Origin of the sequence: Mesorhizobium sp. M0293 (assembly GCF_040321735.1) — a bacterium.
GTDB lineage: Bacteria > Pseudomonadota > Alphaproteobacteria > Rhizobiales > Rhizobiaceae > Mesorhizobium.
Map to the genome: position 1 here is coordinate 1 of NZ_JAMYSA010000135.1, position 14389 is coordinate 14389.

At 58.1% G+C, this 14389-nt stretch carries 12 protein-coding genes and 3 pseudogenes; 1 reads left to right on the forward strand and 14 read right to left on the reverse strand.

The genetic code is table 11. The features are described from left to right. Positions 1–994 precede the first annotated feature (994 nt). The 14 genes and pseudogenes from NKJ06_RS30595 to NKJ06_RS30660 all read right to left on the reverse strand — a co-directional run. Positions 995–1153 (reverse strand): annotated as a pseudogene (locus tag NKJ06_RS30595) (ATP-binding protein); the annotation flags it as partial. A gap of 172 nt (positions 1154–1325) precedes the next feature. Beyond that, positions 1326–2005: pseudogene (locus tag NKJ06_RS30600) on the reverse strand (IS6 family transposase). Positions 2006–2182: 177 nt separating this feature from the next. Beyond that, entirely contained in the window at positions 2183–2869 is a 687-nt protein-coding gene (locus NKJ06_RS30605) for a response regulator (protein WP_023796647.1), read from the reverse strand. Between the two features lie 720 nt (positions 2870–3589). Continuing rightward, positions 3590–4630: a P-type DNA transfer ATPase VirB11 gene (virB11, locus tag NKJ06_RS30610; RefSeq protein WP_023737143.1), complete on the reverse strand. Its 1041-nt coding sequence runs from the start codon at positions 4628–4630 to the stop codon at positions 3590–3592. Beyond that, positions 4614–5753 (reverse strand): type IV secretion system protein VirB10, encoded by a 1140-nt coding sequence (virB10, locus tag NKJ06_RS30615; protein ID WP_031252668.1) that lies wholly within the window; start codon positions 5751–5753, stop codon positions 4614–4616. Before virB10 ends, virB11 begins: the two co-directional genes overlap by 17 nt. After that, positions 5746–6630: a TrbG/VirB9 family P-type conjugative transfer protein gene (locus tag NKJ06_RS30620; RefSeq protein ID WP_352811796.1), complete on the reverse strand. Its 885-nt coding sequence runs from the start codon at positions 6628–6630 to the stop codon at positions 5746–5748. Before NKJ06_RS30620 ends, virB10 begins: the two co-directional genes overlap by 8 nt. After that, positions 6627–7340: a type IV secretion system protein VirB8 gene (locus NKJ06_RS30625; protein WP_023785251.1), complete on the reverse strand. Its 714-nt coding sequence runs from the start codon at positions 7338–7340 to the stop codon at positions 6627–6629. The genes NKJ06_RS30620 and NKJ06_RS30625 overlap by 4 nt, the downstream gene beginning before the upstream one ends. Continuing rightward, positions 7337–7495 carry a type IV secretion system lipoprotein VirB7 gene (locus tag NKJ06_RS30630; protein WP_081731114.1) on the reverse strand — a complete coding sequence of 53 codons (159 nt, stop codon included), beginning with the start codon at positions 7493–7495 and terminating at the stop codon, positions 7337–7339. Before NKJ06_RS30630 ends, NKJ06_RS30625 begins: the two co-directional genes overlap by 4 nt. Positions 7496–7522: 27 nt before the next feature. Beyond that, a complete protein-coding gene (locus tag NKJ06_RS30635) occupies positions 7523–8410 on the reverse strand; it encodes a type IV secretion system protein (RefSeq protein ID WP_023766575.1) in 888 nt (295 codons plus the stop codon). Between the two features lie 55 nt (positions 8411–8465). After that, positions 8466–9149, reverse strand: a complete 684-nt coding sequence (locus NKJ06_RS30640; RefSeq protein WP_023766574.1) for a TrbJ/VirB5 family protein — start codon at positions 9147–9149, stop codon at positions 8466–8468. A gap of 13 nt (positions 9150–9162) precedes the next feature. After that, positions 9163–11532 carry a type IV secretion/conjugal transfer ATPase VirB4 gene (virB4, locus tag NKJ06_RS30645; RefSeq protein WP_023737137.1) on the reverse strand — a complete coding sequence of 790 codons (2370 nt, stop codon included), beginning with the start codon at positions 11530–11532 and terminating at the stop codon, positions 9163–9165. Beyond that, a complete protein-coding gene (locus NKJ06_RS30650) occupies positions 11532–11858 on the reverse strand; it encodes a type IV secretion system protein VirB3 (RefSeq protein WP_023679584.1) in 327 nt (108 codons plus the stop codon). Before NKJ06_RS30650 ends, virB4 begins: the two co-directional genes overlap by 1 nt. Beyond that, positions 11858–12223 (reverse strand): pilin major subunit VirB2, encoded by a 366-nt coding sequence (gene virB2, locus NKJ06_RS30655; protein ID WP_031257862.1) that lies wholly within the window; start codon positions 12221–12223, stop codon positions 11858–11860. The genes NKJ06_RS30650 and virB2 overlap by 1 nt, the downstream gene beginning before the upstream one ends. Before the next feature lie 14 nt (positions 12224–12237). Next, positions 12238–13023: a type IV secretion system lytic transglycosylase VirB1 gene (locus NKJ06_RS30660; protein ID WP_023766572.1), complete on the reverse strand. Its 786-nt coding sequence runs from the start codon at positions 13021–13023 to the stop codon at positions 12238–12240. Positions 13024–14314: 1291 nt separating this feature from the next. Between NKJ06_RS30660 and NKJ06_RS30665 the strand changes: the two are divergent. Further along, positions 14315–14389: pseudogene (locus tag NKJ06_RS30665) on the forward strand (DNA-binding response regulator); the annotation flags it as partial.

The window sequence follows — 14389 nt, forward strand, 5'->3', positions numbered from 1 at the left end:
TCGTCACCACCGAAGCCATGATCGCGGAGGCTCCGAAGAAGGAGTCGGCTGGCGGCGGCATGCCTGGCGGCATGGGCGGCGGCGGTATGGGCGGCATGGGCGGCATGGGCGGCATGGATTTCTAATCCAGCCCCTATCAACCTACAGCGGAAAGGGCGGCAGCAATGCCGCCCTTTCCTTGTGTGCCGAACATGATCGACAACTTGGAGGGCGTCCCGAGGATCTCGTTCGAGCCTCACCGCATGGTCGAGAATTAGGATCTTGTCCGATCGAGCAATTCGCGGGCTTAAGCTGGTCAAAGCGGCGCCCCCTACGAACTGCCCGATCCTTGAGGATTCCGCTGCGCGACAATCACGATGATTCATTCAGTTGGTAGCTATAGGCGGTGAATCATGAGGGCATTGAGGAGCGTGGCAAGGCGCCCATCTCGGCATTTAACCCCATCGAGCGTGATATCAGGGACAATTCTCTCATCGGACCGGCGGCTGGCGTTGAAGGACCCGGTGAATCATCCTGTTCTATAGTGGAGCAGACGCGCTCTGAGCCTCAAGATCAAGCGTTTCCTCCTCTGAGTATCCTTGATCTGCCGCTGGACATTCTCGTTGATATTGTTGAGCGGCTCAGCCCGATGGATCTGCTGAGGATGTCGCACACAAATCAAGAGCTGCGTGTCGCCGCCATGATAGTCGCAACGCCTCAAGAAAGGCGGATCCAGGTTCAGGCCATCTGTGGCAGCCCTTGCAACCGGGCTTCCAGCAGCGTCTCGTCGTCGTGGCCGAGGGGCCTCGTGACCCCGACGACTGCGCTTCGGCCTTGTGGGGCCTCGGAGCGGGCGTGGCAGCGCTTGCACCTGAGCTCCAGCGGTGTCTCATCCTCCTCGCCGAAGGGCTTGAGCCCAGGTCTCAGACCATTGCCCTGGAGGGCCTCGGAGCAGGCGTGGGTGGCGGACATAGCAAGGCCTGTCCCATACCTATGAATACGTTTGGCTGAAGCAGACCGATGGCTGCGCGTCGAAGCCGAAGCCGTCGAGTTCGCGGACAAACGGGAACTGCGCGATCTTGCTCGACATGAGCGTGTCGAGCTGGTCGCGGATCGCCGTCAACTTCAGCCGATCCAGGATTGCGATCAGCAGGTCATGATCTAGGGTCGTCATCACCAGCTCCCTCCGGCCACCGCTTCGTACTCGGCGAGTGGCCGCAGCAAGGTGGCCGGGGGTGATCTTGATGCGCTCGGCGCGCACCGGCCCTTCGAAGCCGGCAACGCCGACAAAAGGCTCTGTCGCAAACCTGGAAATGGGGTTGTGAACGGCCATTTCGGCCTGTCCGTCAGGCAGCGAGGATATCGAAACAGCGATCGACAGACTTGTAGGCATACCTCGCCTGTCGCTTGCCCATCATGTGGATCATCTCGATGCCGGAGAGGATCACCACGTCGCTCGCCTACGACTTGAAGCCGAGCATGGATCGAATGCGGCGCTTGATACGCCGGTGATCCTGTTCGATCCGATTGTTGAGATGCCGGCTATTGCGGATGCGGATCGGCTTCAGCGGTCGCCCGCGATCGCTGCCGCAGCCGGCTTTCAGCGTCGCAGGAAAGGATTGCTTCGTATTTGGTCTGGCTGCCGTCGATGACGATACGCTCCGGCCGGCCATGGCACGTCAGCGCCTTGCGGAGGAAGCGTTGGTCCGCCACCAGGTCACGGTTTTCGCTAAAGAAGAACTCGACCGTGTCGCCGAGGATGTCGATAGCGCGGTAGAGATACATCCATGGCCGCGGACCTTGATGTACGTCTCGTGCATATGCCACTTGCTGCCGACCACACGCTTGCGCCGGTTGAAGCGCTCCAGCAGCTGCGGCGAGAAGTGGGCGACCCAGCGATGCACGGTCGACCTTCAACGCGTTCGGCCATCATCTCTTCCAGATCGCGCAGGCTCAGAGTGTAGGCCAGGTACCAGCGCACGCACAGCAGGATCACCGACTGGTCGAAATGGCGGCCCTTGAACATCACGTGCTCCTCCACAGCTGAGGCGTTTTTCTTGCCATGCTCGCTTACAAAAAGGTTTGCGACAGAGCCGTTCGAACCGCATGCCGACACCATCACCAAGGGCGGCCGCGATGTCCATTATGGCCACAAGCTCAACCTGACAACGGGCAGGCAGTCTGTTCTTTCAATTTAGACCAACTATGCGGATGCCGCCTCAGTCAATTCAAGAATGTAACCAATGCCGCGCACGGTCGTGATACGTGGCGTTGCACCTGACCTACTCAGGTGTCCACGTAAGCGATAGATTCCGACTTCAAGCGCGTTGGCAGATACCTCGTCGTTGAACGAATAGAGGTGATCTTCCAACTGCGCACGAGGCACGATGCGGCCTGCACGGATAAGCAGATGCTCTAAAATACATAGTTCGCGGCGTGCGATCTTCAGAGGATGACCCGAGACGGAAACCTGTCGGCCGATCGGATCGAAATTGAGATTGCCAAATACAACGATGGGGTCGGTCACCTGTGTCGACCGGCGCAGAATGGCTCTCATTCTGGCGATGAGCTCATCGAAAGAGACGGGCTTGAGCAGAAAGTCGTCCGCGCCACCGTTGAAAATTGCAATTCGCTTCTCGAGATCGTTGATGCTACTCATAATGAGGGTTGGAACTGAATGCCCGTCGCTCCTTAGCTGTCTCAGCCAGCCCAAGCCATCGCCATCTGGCAGAGCCAACTCCAGCAGGAGAATTTCATAGGTTGCGCAACAAAATGCCCTCGACGCCTGTTCCAGGTTGCCAACTACATCAACGGCAAAACCGCTATCCCCGAGCGCAACTCGCACGGCGCGCGTAAGATCCACATGATGATCAATGAGCAGCGTTCGCATTTCACGTCCTATCAAGGTAGGACAGGTCACCGTCCGCTGTAAGACCGGGGCGACAGCAGAAGTCGCGCAACTCTTCGTAGTGTTCGTAACGCTCTTTCCGATGGGTGATCGCGGGAGCATGCAAGCCGCACGCCTGCAATAGTCGGGGATGGAACACGTGAAGACCTGTTGACGGGCTGAAACCGTCGGTCGGCCAGCCCACAATGCCACCGACTCTGCCTGCGATTTCTCTGCGCATCGATCCTCCTATATGGGTTGCGTCGCAAACTCCAGCTGAGGTCGCAAGGGCAGGTTGCGGCTTTGTTCATTGAGAGGACCCCCTGGAGGCAATACCAGGAGGATTCCCTGTATGGCACTTCCCTATTTACCAACCGGTCATTCCGAACCACGTTCGGCGGCTTTGAAACGCTCATTGAGCGCGGCTAGGTAAATCAAGGGTACGACCTGCCGGGTGTCGATGCCGCTTTTGAGGCAGGCATCGGCACCAGCTCGCTGAGCGTCGCCCGCGCAATTCAGCGGACGCGCTCGATACACCCAGTCGAATCGTGCCGCAGCTTGCCGCGCCGACAGGGCGCCCCAAGACTTCAGACTTGTGACCGAAGGTCTACGCCCAGTCCTCCTCCCATTATCCACCTCCGTCAAATCAAAGTGGACGTTCAATCTGAACAAATTACGCCATCGTATCACAAACCACTTACCGATCCCCGACATGCTCTAGCCTTAGTGCTTGTTAAGAAGGTCGGCTACTGTCTCTCCGCGTCGCCGGGCATCGGCGGCGAGCCACACCTCCCCCACCTCATACACGTCGCCGTGGGTACGGAACGGCACAATGACGTCAATGGCAGCCGACAGCAGGTCAAGAAGCGTGTGGTCTTCCACAGCAGCTCCTTGCGGGCTGCTCTTGACGAGTGAAAAGAGCTTTTTAAAGCCTTGGACCGGATCCGCCCCATGAATCGTCGATATTGATCCCGCATGGCCGGAGACGACTTCGCTAAGGTAGGCCCAAGCAGCATCATCGCGCATCTCGCCAAGCAATATTCGATCAGGGCGCATGCGCAAGCTGGCTTGCAACAGTTGCTCGGCTGTCACCGCACCTACGCCTGCTCGGTCCTTCGGATAGAGTAACCGGACATGGTTCTCGTGCGGGATTGCAAGTTCGAGCGTGTCCTCGATACTTATCAGCCTCTCTTGCGGGGGTATAGCGTTGATCAAAGTCTTGCTCATTGTCGTTTTGCCGCTTCCAGTAGGTCCGCAAAGCAGCATCGTGAGCCGCCCGCAAACGCACGCTCGCAAAAATTGCTCCAAGTCACCATGGTCGTAGTGCTGAAGAATCGTTTCGTCCTGCCGCTCTTGGCGCTCCTTTCGTGACCGCCATTGATTCCAACGCGAGTATTCGTAGCGAGAAGAAACTTCCTTGAGTTCGGTCACACGACTTGAGGGACGCCGTATCGTCAGGCTTATTGTTCCTGAGGGAACAGCGGGCGGCAAACAGATCTGCAGCCGCTCTCCGTTCGGCAGCTCAGTCGCACAGAGGGGGCTTTGCGGTCCGACATCTTGCTTGCGCAGCGCTCCAGCGAGGATGGCGATGTCCTCCAGATCGTCATAAGATAGCGGTAGCGGATGTTTCGTGAAAACGCCGGCCTGTCGGACAAAGGCTTCCCCAGGCCGGTTGATAGCGACCTCTTCGGTCCTTGGCTCCTCAAGCCATTTCAGAACAGGGTTGAGAAGCAAACGCAATTGAGGGTCAGCCTCCGGTCGCATTGTTGTCTCTCCGGCGTTCACGATGTTGGGGTGCTGGCGCCACGGCGGTCGCTCTAAGATCGTATACATCTGAGAAATCGAGATCCCGAGCCACAAAGATGGATACAGCATCTCCCTGGTTTTTCTTCAGAGTTGGCGGAACGTTGATCGTTGCTCTAAGGGTCGTGTCAACGGCTTGTCCGGCGTTGCTCTGGAAGCTGTTGATGCCGCTTCCTCCACCTGAGCTGCCAGCGTATTGACCGGCGGCCTGAAACGCGCCTTGAATGACGCTCATGAGCATTGCTCCGCCAAAGCGCTGCCAGAAGTGATTATCCACCGTGCCAGGCATTCCGGAGCGGCCGAGCTCGTCAGCGCCCGGCGATGCTAGCGAAACGAGGGCATGGTCAGGCGTTTCGATGCGCGTCCACAGCACGAAGACACGCGCATCCCCCTGTTGGAGACCACGCTGGATCTCGCCAATCACGGTCGTCCCGCGATCCAAAAGCACCACGTTGTTGGTGGCGCCGCGGACGTCTTTAGGTAAGACGCACTTCACATAACCCGGTAAGTTTGTGTCGACTGCCGTTTGCAAAATGCAGGGAATTATCGTTCCTTGAGTAATCACGAGATCAGGGTGCGGCAAAAGTGTGGCCCGGCTCGGCTCCTGTATATCTGGCTTCAATCGCCCCGACAGATCGCCAGCGTCTGAAATCTCATCCGAGGTTGCGGGAGCATCCCTATGGTTGTCTTCGCTCCGCTGACCGTCGTTGGGCATTTGACCGCTGCCACTGTAGGCGAAAATTGGTGATTCCTCCGGCGGCGGATCAGCTGGCGCCGGAGGCGGCGTGGATGGCGCAGGATCTCCTGCCTGCGCCACCTGTACGGGTGCTGGAGGTTCGGGAGCAATCTCAATCGGCACGGGGCGGAATGGCTCGGCGTCGGCGACAGTTGGAGGTTTTGGCTGAGTTGGCTCGTCTTGTGTGCTGGGACGACCTCCGAGCCAGATGAGCGATAGAGATGAGATGAGAACAAGAGCAGCGACAGCCAACTTCTGCAATCCCGAAACATGCCGGCGGGCCGGCTCCGAGACCATCGATCCGGAGGCATGGACATCATGTCCCGACTGTGGGCCGGTTTCATTCATCGGCCGAGCCTTTCAAAACGCGCCACACGTCGGGTGTCACTGTACCGGTCCCTGGCGCTCGTCCCACAGGGTCATAAGCCCTGTTGAAAATGGACAAGACCGTATTGCCATCTCTCAGACGCCATTCCCGGGCGACTGCGGATACTTCAACATAGTCTCCTTTGACCGTGTAATTGGCAGCGGCTTCCTTGCCGTCGGGATTGATAATGTAGAGAGAGGGTATGCGGGAATTGCTTGCGAAGCCAAATACGGTGGTAAAGCCATTATCGAAAACTTGCAGCGGCGACAGCGATCGATCGCCCTTTGCGACGTAGTGAAAATTGCTTTCGTCCGGACTGGTAGTTGCGGCGGGCCGATTCAACAAATCCTGAACTCTCTCGTCGTGCAGCACTTTCGCCCGGCCCCGACCAAGAATCGAGCGCCTTTCTGCGTCCTTTCTCCGAGCAGCAGCCTCATCAGCAGGATAGGTGAACTGCACGCTGTAGTATAGGTCAGGTTGCTGCTCATCGAGTTTTGGCATCGCTCTCGTTGAAATACTGAAGACGTATCTCCGTGTACCGGACTCACTCTCGGCCAGCACGATGACCGGCTGCGGCGGGAGCATCCGGCTAGCCTTAAAAAAGAGATAGTTGGCGCGCGGGAGCGCAGCCAGGTCTTTGCTATTGGAAACGGCCACGGCTGCGACTGTCTCGTTGGCCGCGAATGTGACAACCAGCGTTGCCCCCACTGCGGTAGACAGGCGCACCACTTCGTCGGGACGGTAAGCCAGGTAGCGCATGCGCGCATCATGCTTGCCGGCAAGTGGTGTGTCTTCCGCGGACGCTTCCATCGTTAAGAAGAGTGAACAGACCAGCGCGAGAAACGCTCTTTTTGTCATGGCTGCACATAGCCCAGGTTCGATACGCTATCTTCCGAGCCTTGATAAGAAGTGACGAGTAGACCTCCCGGATTGGTGAGCCTCGATTGCCCAGGCAGACCCGTCAAGCGCTCGTAGCGGATGGTAGCTGTCCAGGTGGTCACTATCGGCATCTGCCCATCGACAACAAGCGTACGTTTGTAACGGATCTGTTGAACGTCCGGACTGATGTCGTTTGAAGAAATATGCCCGACCTCGAGCTTGCCGCGCTTGCCGACCGTGACTTGCGGCGAGGTGGGATTCGGATAGTTGAAGAAATCTTGATATTGCTGTCGCACAGCCGGCGCGCTGAAACTGGATACGAGGTCATAGGCGTATTGGGCTGTATCTGCTGTGTACCCCTCGCGCAGGCGTACATATTCCCACAGCGAAGCATTTATGACGGCTCGGTCTTGGGTTGCCGGCAGTCGAGAGACTGACACTTCGCTGTCGACGGTCCCATCCGGCCGGACCCAGAGGAACACAGGTACGAGCTTGGCCAACGGGACCATGGCAGCGATGGTAAATGCCTGGGCAACATTTCCTAGGACCGCCGCTGCGGCAAAGGCGATCAGGGCCTTTGACAGGCGCCGCGCAGACTTCGCTCGTGACGTTTGAAACGCTTCCACCTTCTTATAGTGGGCGGCTAGCGTTTCTCTCTCCACCAGAAGGGCATGTTCAGGAAATTTCACTTTGGCTCTTCCGCGCATTCGACCTGAAGATCCTCAGGGGTGGTTTCCCATTGTCCCACGTTCAGTTGGAATGGGGCACCCGCGCACGTCGCAAGCCCATGGCTCGTCTTGCAGGCGGCCAAAGCGAGGATTGACAGAAGTAGGCAATATTTCATGTTTTTGGCACCGAACTTGTCGATTGATTAACCACCCGCCGTTTTGGCAAAGTGGCGATTGAGGCTGTTAAGAGGTCGGTTCGCACCTCCCCAAGAGCCGCCGGCGATGCTGCTGGCGATCGTCGGAAGCGCGACGATCAGAGCGTCACCAGCTAGGAAAAGCATGTCGAGCTCGTAAAGCCCGATGATCTTGGCTGCTGTCGTGCCCGAGAATTTGATCATCAAAAGCATGGCTGCCAGCGAGACTGCTTCGGCAGCGATTACTATCGTTGCAACGATGTTGAGGAGGAGAAGCAGCAGCCCGTACGAGAGCAGTTGGCCGATCCATCTGGTGGCTATGTCTCGAGTGTGATCAAAAAGGTAGCCTACAAGGACCAGGGGGCCGATCGTCAAGAGCACCTTCGTCAGAATTCCAACGGCATCGTAGATCTCGAACGCTGTCCACAGCGCGCCGTAGAAAATCCATTGCGCTCCCTCGAAAGCAAGTATGTCCTGGCCGTTCATAGGCCCAATTTCGGAAGCAATCAGCTGAAAGACATACTGGCTTGAAGCAAACATGATGTCGAGCTTCTGGGCGATTCCGATGAAGGGCAAGTCGCTGCCACTGATGTCGTGAGCCAACCTCGGAATCGTTTCGTCGAAAAGCGCTTCAATGTACTGCTGATAGTTGGCCTGCCCTAAGATAAGGGCGACGACAATCGACACCATGATTACGCGCGAGATACCCCCGCGCGCATCGACTTGACCACGCATGACCAGACAGCCTTGGATTATTATCCAGAGCGTGACACACGCAACCAGAGGCGCACTGACCGCCGCTTGGACGTTTTCAAGCACTTTGTGCAGCCCGGACGTGAAGGCCCCATGAAAGATCGTGTGTATAGTCGTGAATGGCGCGGGAATTTTGAAATTCATGGCGTGAGCCTGATGTGTCCCTGATCAGCGCAGCTGAGCCTGATGAACTCAGCGTTCACGGGAGGGGGCCAAAAATGCGAGCGGTGTCCCGATGTTCGCGACGCTGCGTGGCGGCCTCCTCAGCGGCGTGAAGGCTCCCTTGTGCAGTGGCCATAGTCAGCAGACTCGTGGCCTGGGCATTTTGGATCATCGCATCGTGAATCTGCTTGAGGACCAGACCGTTGGTCACGGTGGCCTGCATAATATTTCCCGAGCGGGAAAGCTGACCAAGCGTGCCGGCGTTATCCTTAAGGCGCTTGTCCATCATGCCCAAAGTGTCGGCTGCAATAGCTGCGGCATTGGCGGCCCCAGCGATTTGTCCCTTTAACAGTTTCGCTTCTGAATCGTCGCCCGTGACTATCCGATTTGGGTCCTCCGCAATGTTACGGGCGATAATCGAAGCTGGCGCCCGAGCATCAAACATCTGCTCCTCCAGCTTATTGCTCGACGGGTAATGATTTCCTTGGTTCAGTGAGCTTAGCACTCCCGTGACAGCGAATGACGAGGTTAGCATTGTCACCATTTCGATCGTCGTAGCGAGCGTCTCGATTGACCTCTCAAGGATCGCCGCATTGGAAATCGCTGTTAAGGTCGATTGTGTTTCTGTTACAGGGTCGGTGACGATCCATTGCGACCGGGCCTGTCCGTGAAGCAGAAGGGAAGCAGCAAGGGTCGTTACTGCAAGTTTGGCAAGTTTCATGAATATTCCTCCGTCAGTCTTGAACTTCATGGTACCGGGCCATGAACTTGTCGAGCCACCCACTTGGGGCGTCTCCGTGCTGGTTGCGAAGCTGGTCGGCAAAGCGCACTGTGTTGGCCCGCCCCGAGAGTACGGCTACGTACTCGCGCATCTGCCCAAGATCGAATTCGCAAACAATACTCCCGCTATCGCGCTTGAGCAAAAACTTGCGGCTGCCGATTGCCATTCCCTGGCGGATTGCCTCGAACTCCTGCGCAGTGCACTTCAAGCCATCGACATACGCAGAGCGGTCCGCCGTCGGTGATGGGTAGAAAATTTTCGTCATACATTGCGCAACGAGACTAGCTCCGAGAGGCGATTCCAGAACGTGTTCAGGCTGCTGCGTTGCGAGTATCAACATGCCGTTGTTTTTGCGGACCGTGAGCAAGAACTTGTCGATAACGGCCGAGAATTGGGGGTTGAGTAGATAGAATCGAAATTCGTCGCAGCTCATCACGAACCGACGACCATCGACGATAGCGCCCACTCGATGCAGAAGGTATGCGGCGGCCGGTGCACAGACCTCCTCATATTCCAGGAGCTGCGTCATGTCGAAGCCCGTAATGGAGGCATCCAGCCTTACTTCGTCCACGTCGCCGTCAAAGGCCCATCCAAGCGCCCCCCCTCTACACCACCGCTGCAGCCGTGCTCCTGCGCCCTCGGAGGGGCTGTGCAATAGGAACTCGCGCAGGCCCGCAAGTGAGCGCATAGGGGGTTCGAACGAAAGCTGACGAACAATGCCGCGTTCCAGCCGACGGCTTTCCTCCGGCGAGATCGGACCACGGCCGTCACTCTCGATCAGGGCCATCAACCACTCGCGCAGAAAGTCCCGAGAGGCGGAGGTGTTGTCCAGTCCACGCAGAGGGGCCAAGCCGCTCGGAGCGCCTCTGCGCAACGCAAGATATGTCCCTCCCGTGGCTCGCACCAGCAGTTCACCACCCCGATCCTTGTCGAAGAAGACGATCGCACCATTGCGATCGACCAAGCTTTGCTCAAGCATCGCGAGGACAAAGGTCATCAGCGTCGTCTTGCCTTTGCCAACGGGCCCGAATATTGCCGTCATGCCGACGTCATTCTCATGGGGGATGTAGTCGAAAGAAGTTCCACCGTTTGTGCGAAAGCGCGCAACAGCATTGCCCCAGTGGCCGGAACTGGAACCGCTTGGGAAGTTCTCAAATGAGACGAGCCCGGCAAAATTGTGTGAGGTGATCGCCCCCGGGCGCGTGCGCCACCTGTTGTTCCCCGGAAGTTGGGACCAATATGCGGCCTCCATGCCGATGCCCTCTTGGACGATAACGGCGCCCGCGTCGGCCAGCCGTGCGCGGGCACTTGCTGCGCGATCTGCAAGGCTATTGAGGCTGTCGGCATAGACGCACAGGCTCAGATGATGCGAACCCATCACGAATTCGTTGCTTGCCAGTGCGTCCTCTGCCTCGGCAAGTTCATTGATCTGGGTGAGAGCCTTGTCGCCGGCACTCGTCATCTGGCTGGACTTAAGGCTTAGTTTGGCATGAGCTTGCGGGCGAGTGAGGAAGGAAAAGCTCTGGCTCAGGACAAGCGGGAAGTTGGCGGACAGCAAGGAATTTAGCATGCCCGGCCGCGTCGTCGCCGGATATTCACGGAACGAAAACAATGATCCGACGGAGCTATCCCCGGGCCTTCGAATCTCAAGCGCCCGCTTCCCGCAGATGACCTGGTCAGTGTAGATCGAGGCGCCAAGTGAGCCGGTAACCATCGGAACCGGAAGAAACCGGCAAGTCATCATGAGCCGAAGCGCCTCGCCGATTTCCGTGAAGAGCACGTTGCCTTTCTCACGAATGCCCAACCGGCGCAGACCGTAACCGCCGAGTGCGCCAGCAATGATGTGCCAGAGGTCTTCCAGGCTCCGCATTTGGGTGGCTAGATCGTGCTCATTCCGTCTGCGGGACTTGGCAATCCGCAAGCCGATCTTGCCGATTGCGGTGCGGGGGGACACGATCAAAGTGAGGAAGTGATCGTTGCGAAAGAGCTTTCCCGACAGCACACGACGCTCGTAGGCCTCGCTCAGACTGCCAGCGAATGCACTTTGAAACCGGCGCGGCGCCGGCGCCGGCACATCGTTGTGTCTCACAAGATGAGCGTATATCGAGACATTGTCATCGGCGATGTTGCGCAAGAGAGTGTTGAACGCGCGGCAGCGCGAGTTGCGCATCTCAGCGTCTTCCAAATCAAAGGGCACACCGTTCACATGTGCCATGGCCATGATCGATCCGTCTTCCAGAAGGACAACCTGATCGCTTACGTGACCAACATACGGAAGGTAGATCTCGCCAGACCTCTCGGTCCGGCCGCTGGCGCCGAACATTACACCATTCCTCTTCCGCGTTTCGGCACTCTGATCGGATTGGCGCTGACGCTTGCGCCTCCCCAGACCGGCCCGTCCACGCTTCTGCCGGCCGTCTGCAAATAGAGCAGCACGACGCTTGCCGCGTTATAGTCACGCTCAACAACCAGCCGTGCTCCGAACCAGAGTGGCGCGAGAACGATTTCGTAGAGCGGGTTCTGAAGGATAATGATAACAAGCCCAGCCAACATCATGAGCAATCCGGCCAGCGTCAGCGGCACCCCCAGAAACAGTGCCGGGCGCGTCGCCGCCACATAGAGGGTGCTCACTTCCAACCGGTCGCTCATCAGCCACCGCCTATGAGCGCCTTGCCCAGGAAGCTGGCCCCGAACATGATGACGATCCCTCCAACGACACCCGCAACCAGGCCAAGTGAAGCACGACCGAACATCCAAGAGATACCGATGGCTACGAGCCCGAGCACGGCCAGTGATTGTCCAAAGGGCCCAAGTATGAACGTGCAGATATTCTGGACCATCTTGGCAGGATCCGTCCCTCCGGTCACCTGAGCCGCGGCTGGCCCGCTGTAGAAGACCGTCCACGCCGCGCCTGCAGCAGCGGCCGGTACATATTCAGCCGCCATGCGCAGCATGAAAAAAGGCGAAGGAACACGCGTTTTAAGCGCACGAAGTATCTTGAGTGGCGTCATCATTGCATCTCCATGTTTCAATCGAATACGAGTTTGTTCGGGTTCGAGGGTTCCCGTGCTTTCGCAGCCTGGCTGCCTGTCGGATCGGAGGGATCGGCCCCGGAGCGGTCTGGCTGATACGAGCCCCAGATGTCCCAAGAATCTTGGTTGGGCTGCTTCTTTCTATTGGCCTGTTGGCTCTGCTGGAGCAGAGGCGGCACGGCTTTCCGACCGGGTGCCTCAAGGTGCGGCACATCTCGAGCAGTCGGCTCCAGCGTTCTCTCAAGGAGACTTGAGATGTCCTTTGCGGCCGACTCGACCTTGCGTACATAACCGTTGGCGAAGCCATGCGTGACGTCGCCCGTGTTATAGGCCGAGATGGCACGGCGAAGCGCCAGTTGCTGTGCCACAGCAGTGGTGCCGCCGGCATACCGGCTTTCAAGCAGGTGGGCGGCAGCCGAAAGCGAGGCGCAGGGCTCGAAAGCCCTTTCCGGCGTGAGATTGAGCACGGCAAAGTTCTTGCTGTTTATCTGCATCAATCCAACATCGACAGAATGTTGTGCTTCGAGGCGTTCCTTGATGCCCCGCGTGGCTTCCAGGTGGTCTATCCAGCGAAGCTGCTCACCTGTGGTGTTGTCATGAGCCACCAGCGTTTCAAAGCCACTTTCAATCTTGGCAATCGCGGCGAGGGTGGACGGCGCAACCCAGGGGGCGCATTTGCGCGACAGGCTGCGGAACTCACGCGGAGAAAGTGGCGCGGGCTCGGCTGGGAGTGACATGGATGTCATCAGGACGATGGCCAGCGGCCAAGCTGCAATAAACATTCCCTATCACCTACCTTTCCAAGCCGCCGGACGGGTTCTGGCCCTGTCCGGCACGCGCTTATCGGGGAGGTTTGTTACTGTGTGATGTTCAAGTTCAGCTTTTCGGTTTCAATTGAAGCAAAGACCGTGTTCGTATCAGCGTGGGTGAGCATCTTGCGCATGCGTGAGTGGCGCGGGCCCGATCAGCCAGCGACATCCGGAGCATCTTGGTACAATGACTCCTGTACAGGATTGCTCGTCCCGGCCGTCCGTTGCTCCTGGAGTGTGGGCCGCGACTTTGGCGTCATGGATGGTACTTCTGTCAGCGCCAAGCCAAGGACAAAATGGGGAGCTTGGCGGGCTTGTTCAGGCTCGGGATCACCGTGGGGAATCGACTAAGGCGATAAAGCGGCCCAACTTTGCCGGTATGCTGCCGGTCGTTAAAGAGCAGCCATGCGCGGCCCTGCACACTCAGATCATTGCTTGAGACGCGAGCTCGTCCGCGAAGCTGGCTCGAGGGCGCAAATCCGCGGCGGCGAGGGTCAACTGGGAAGACGTGGCGGCGCAGCCCATCCTGGTGCGAGCCTCGTTCAGCTGTTCGGCCGCCGCCGCCAAAGGGTGGATCATGCACAGTCCCATCGGCAGATAACCGCACGTCATTGACGGAGTCCGACGGCGCAATGGACAAGCATAGTGACACGCTCAAGATGGAGGAGTTGCAGTAACTGAGAAATGTTAGCCCGGACGTTCACCGCAACCGGCGACCTGCCGGTCGCCGAACAGCATTTGAGGCCGCCGGCCACCTTGGACGAAGCCGGCTTGGCAGGAGACACACTATTTTGCACAAGGCCGCTGCAGCGAATCACGGTCTTCTTCCGCCGACCGCCTCTCCGATCAAGCCAAACGCCGCGCTGCTCAACCATGTCCGAGCTGGATCCACGAGCCGGAGGATATCGAGATGATCCAGGTCCGCAAACTCCAGGATGACCAGGATGCAAGGGCATAGCAGGAAACTTGGCATCCATGAGGTCGAACTTGAGTGATATTGGCAGGCCTGCACCAACGGGGGAGCTCGAAGCGAAAAAGCGAAGGACCACACGGCAGGGTCATGTCGGCGCTTGGACCTGTCTGGTGGCCACGGGCTGCCTTGGTGCGGTCAATTCGCTGGGGATGAAAAGAACAGGACGAGCACGGCCTCACATTGGCCGCACGCAACGGCGAGTGGTATCAAGGAGCAGCTGTTCTGGGTCGGTGCCCCAGGGTTGCTCGGCAACAGGTTTAGACAAGGGGATTCAAGATTGAAGGTGTGCCGTTGAAACATGTTCTTGTCATTGACGATGATGCCGCAATGCGGCGCCTCATCGCCGAGTATCTCACGATGCATGCC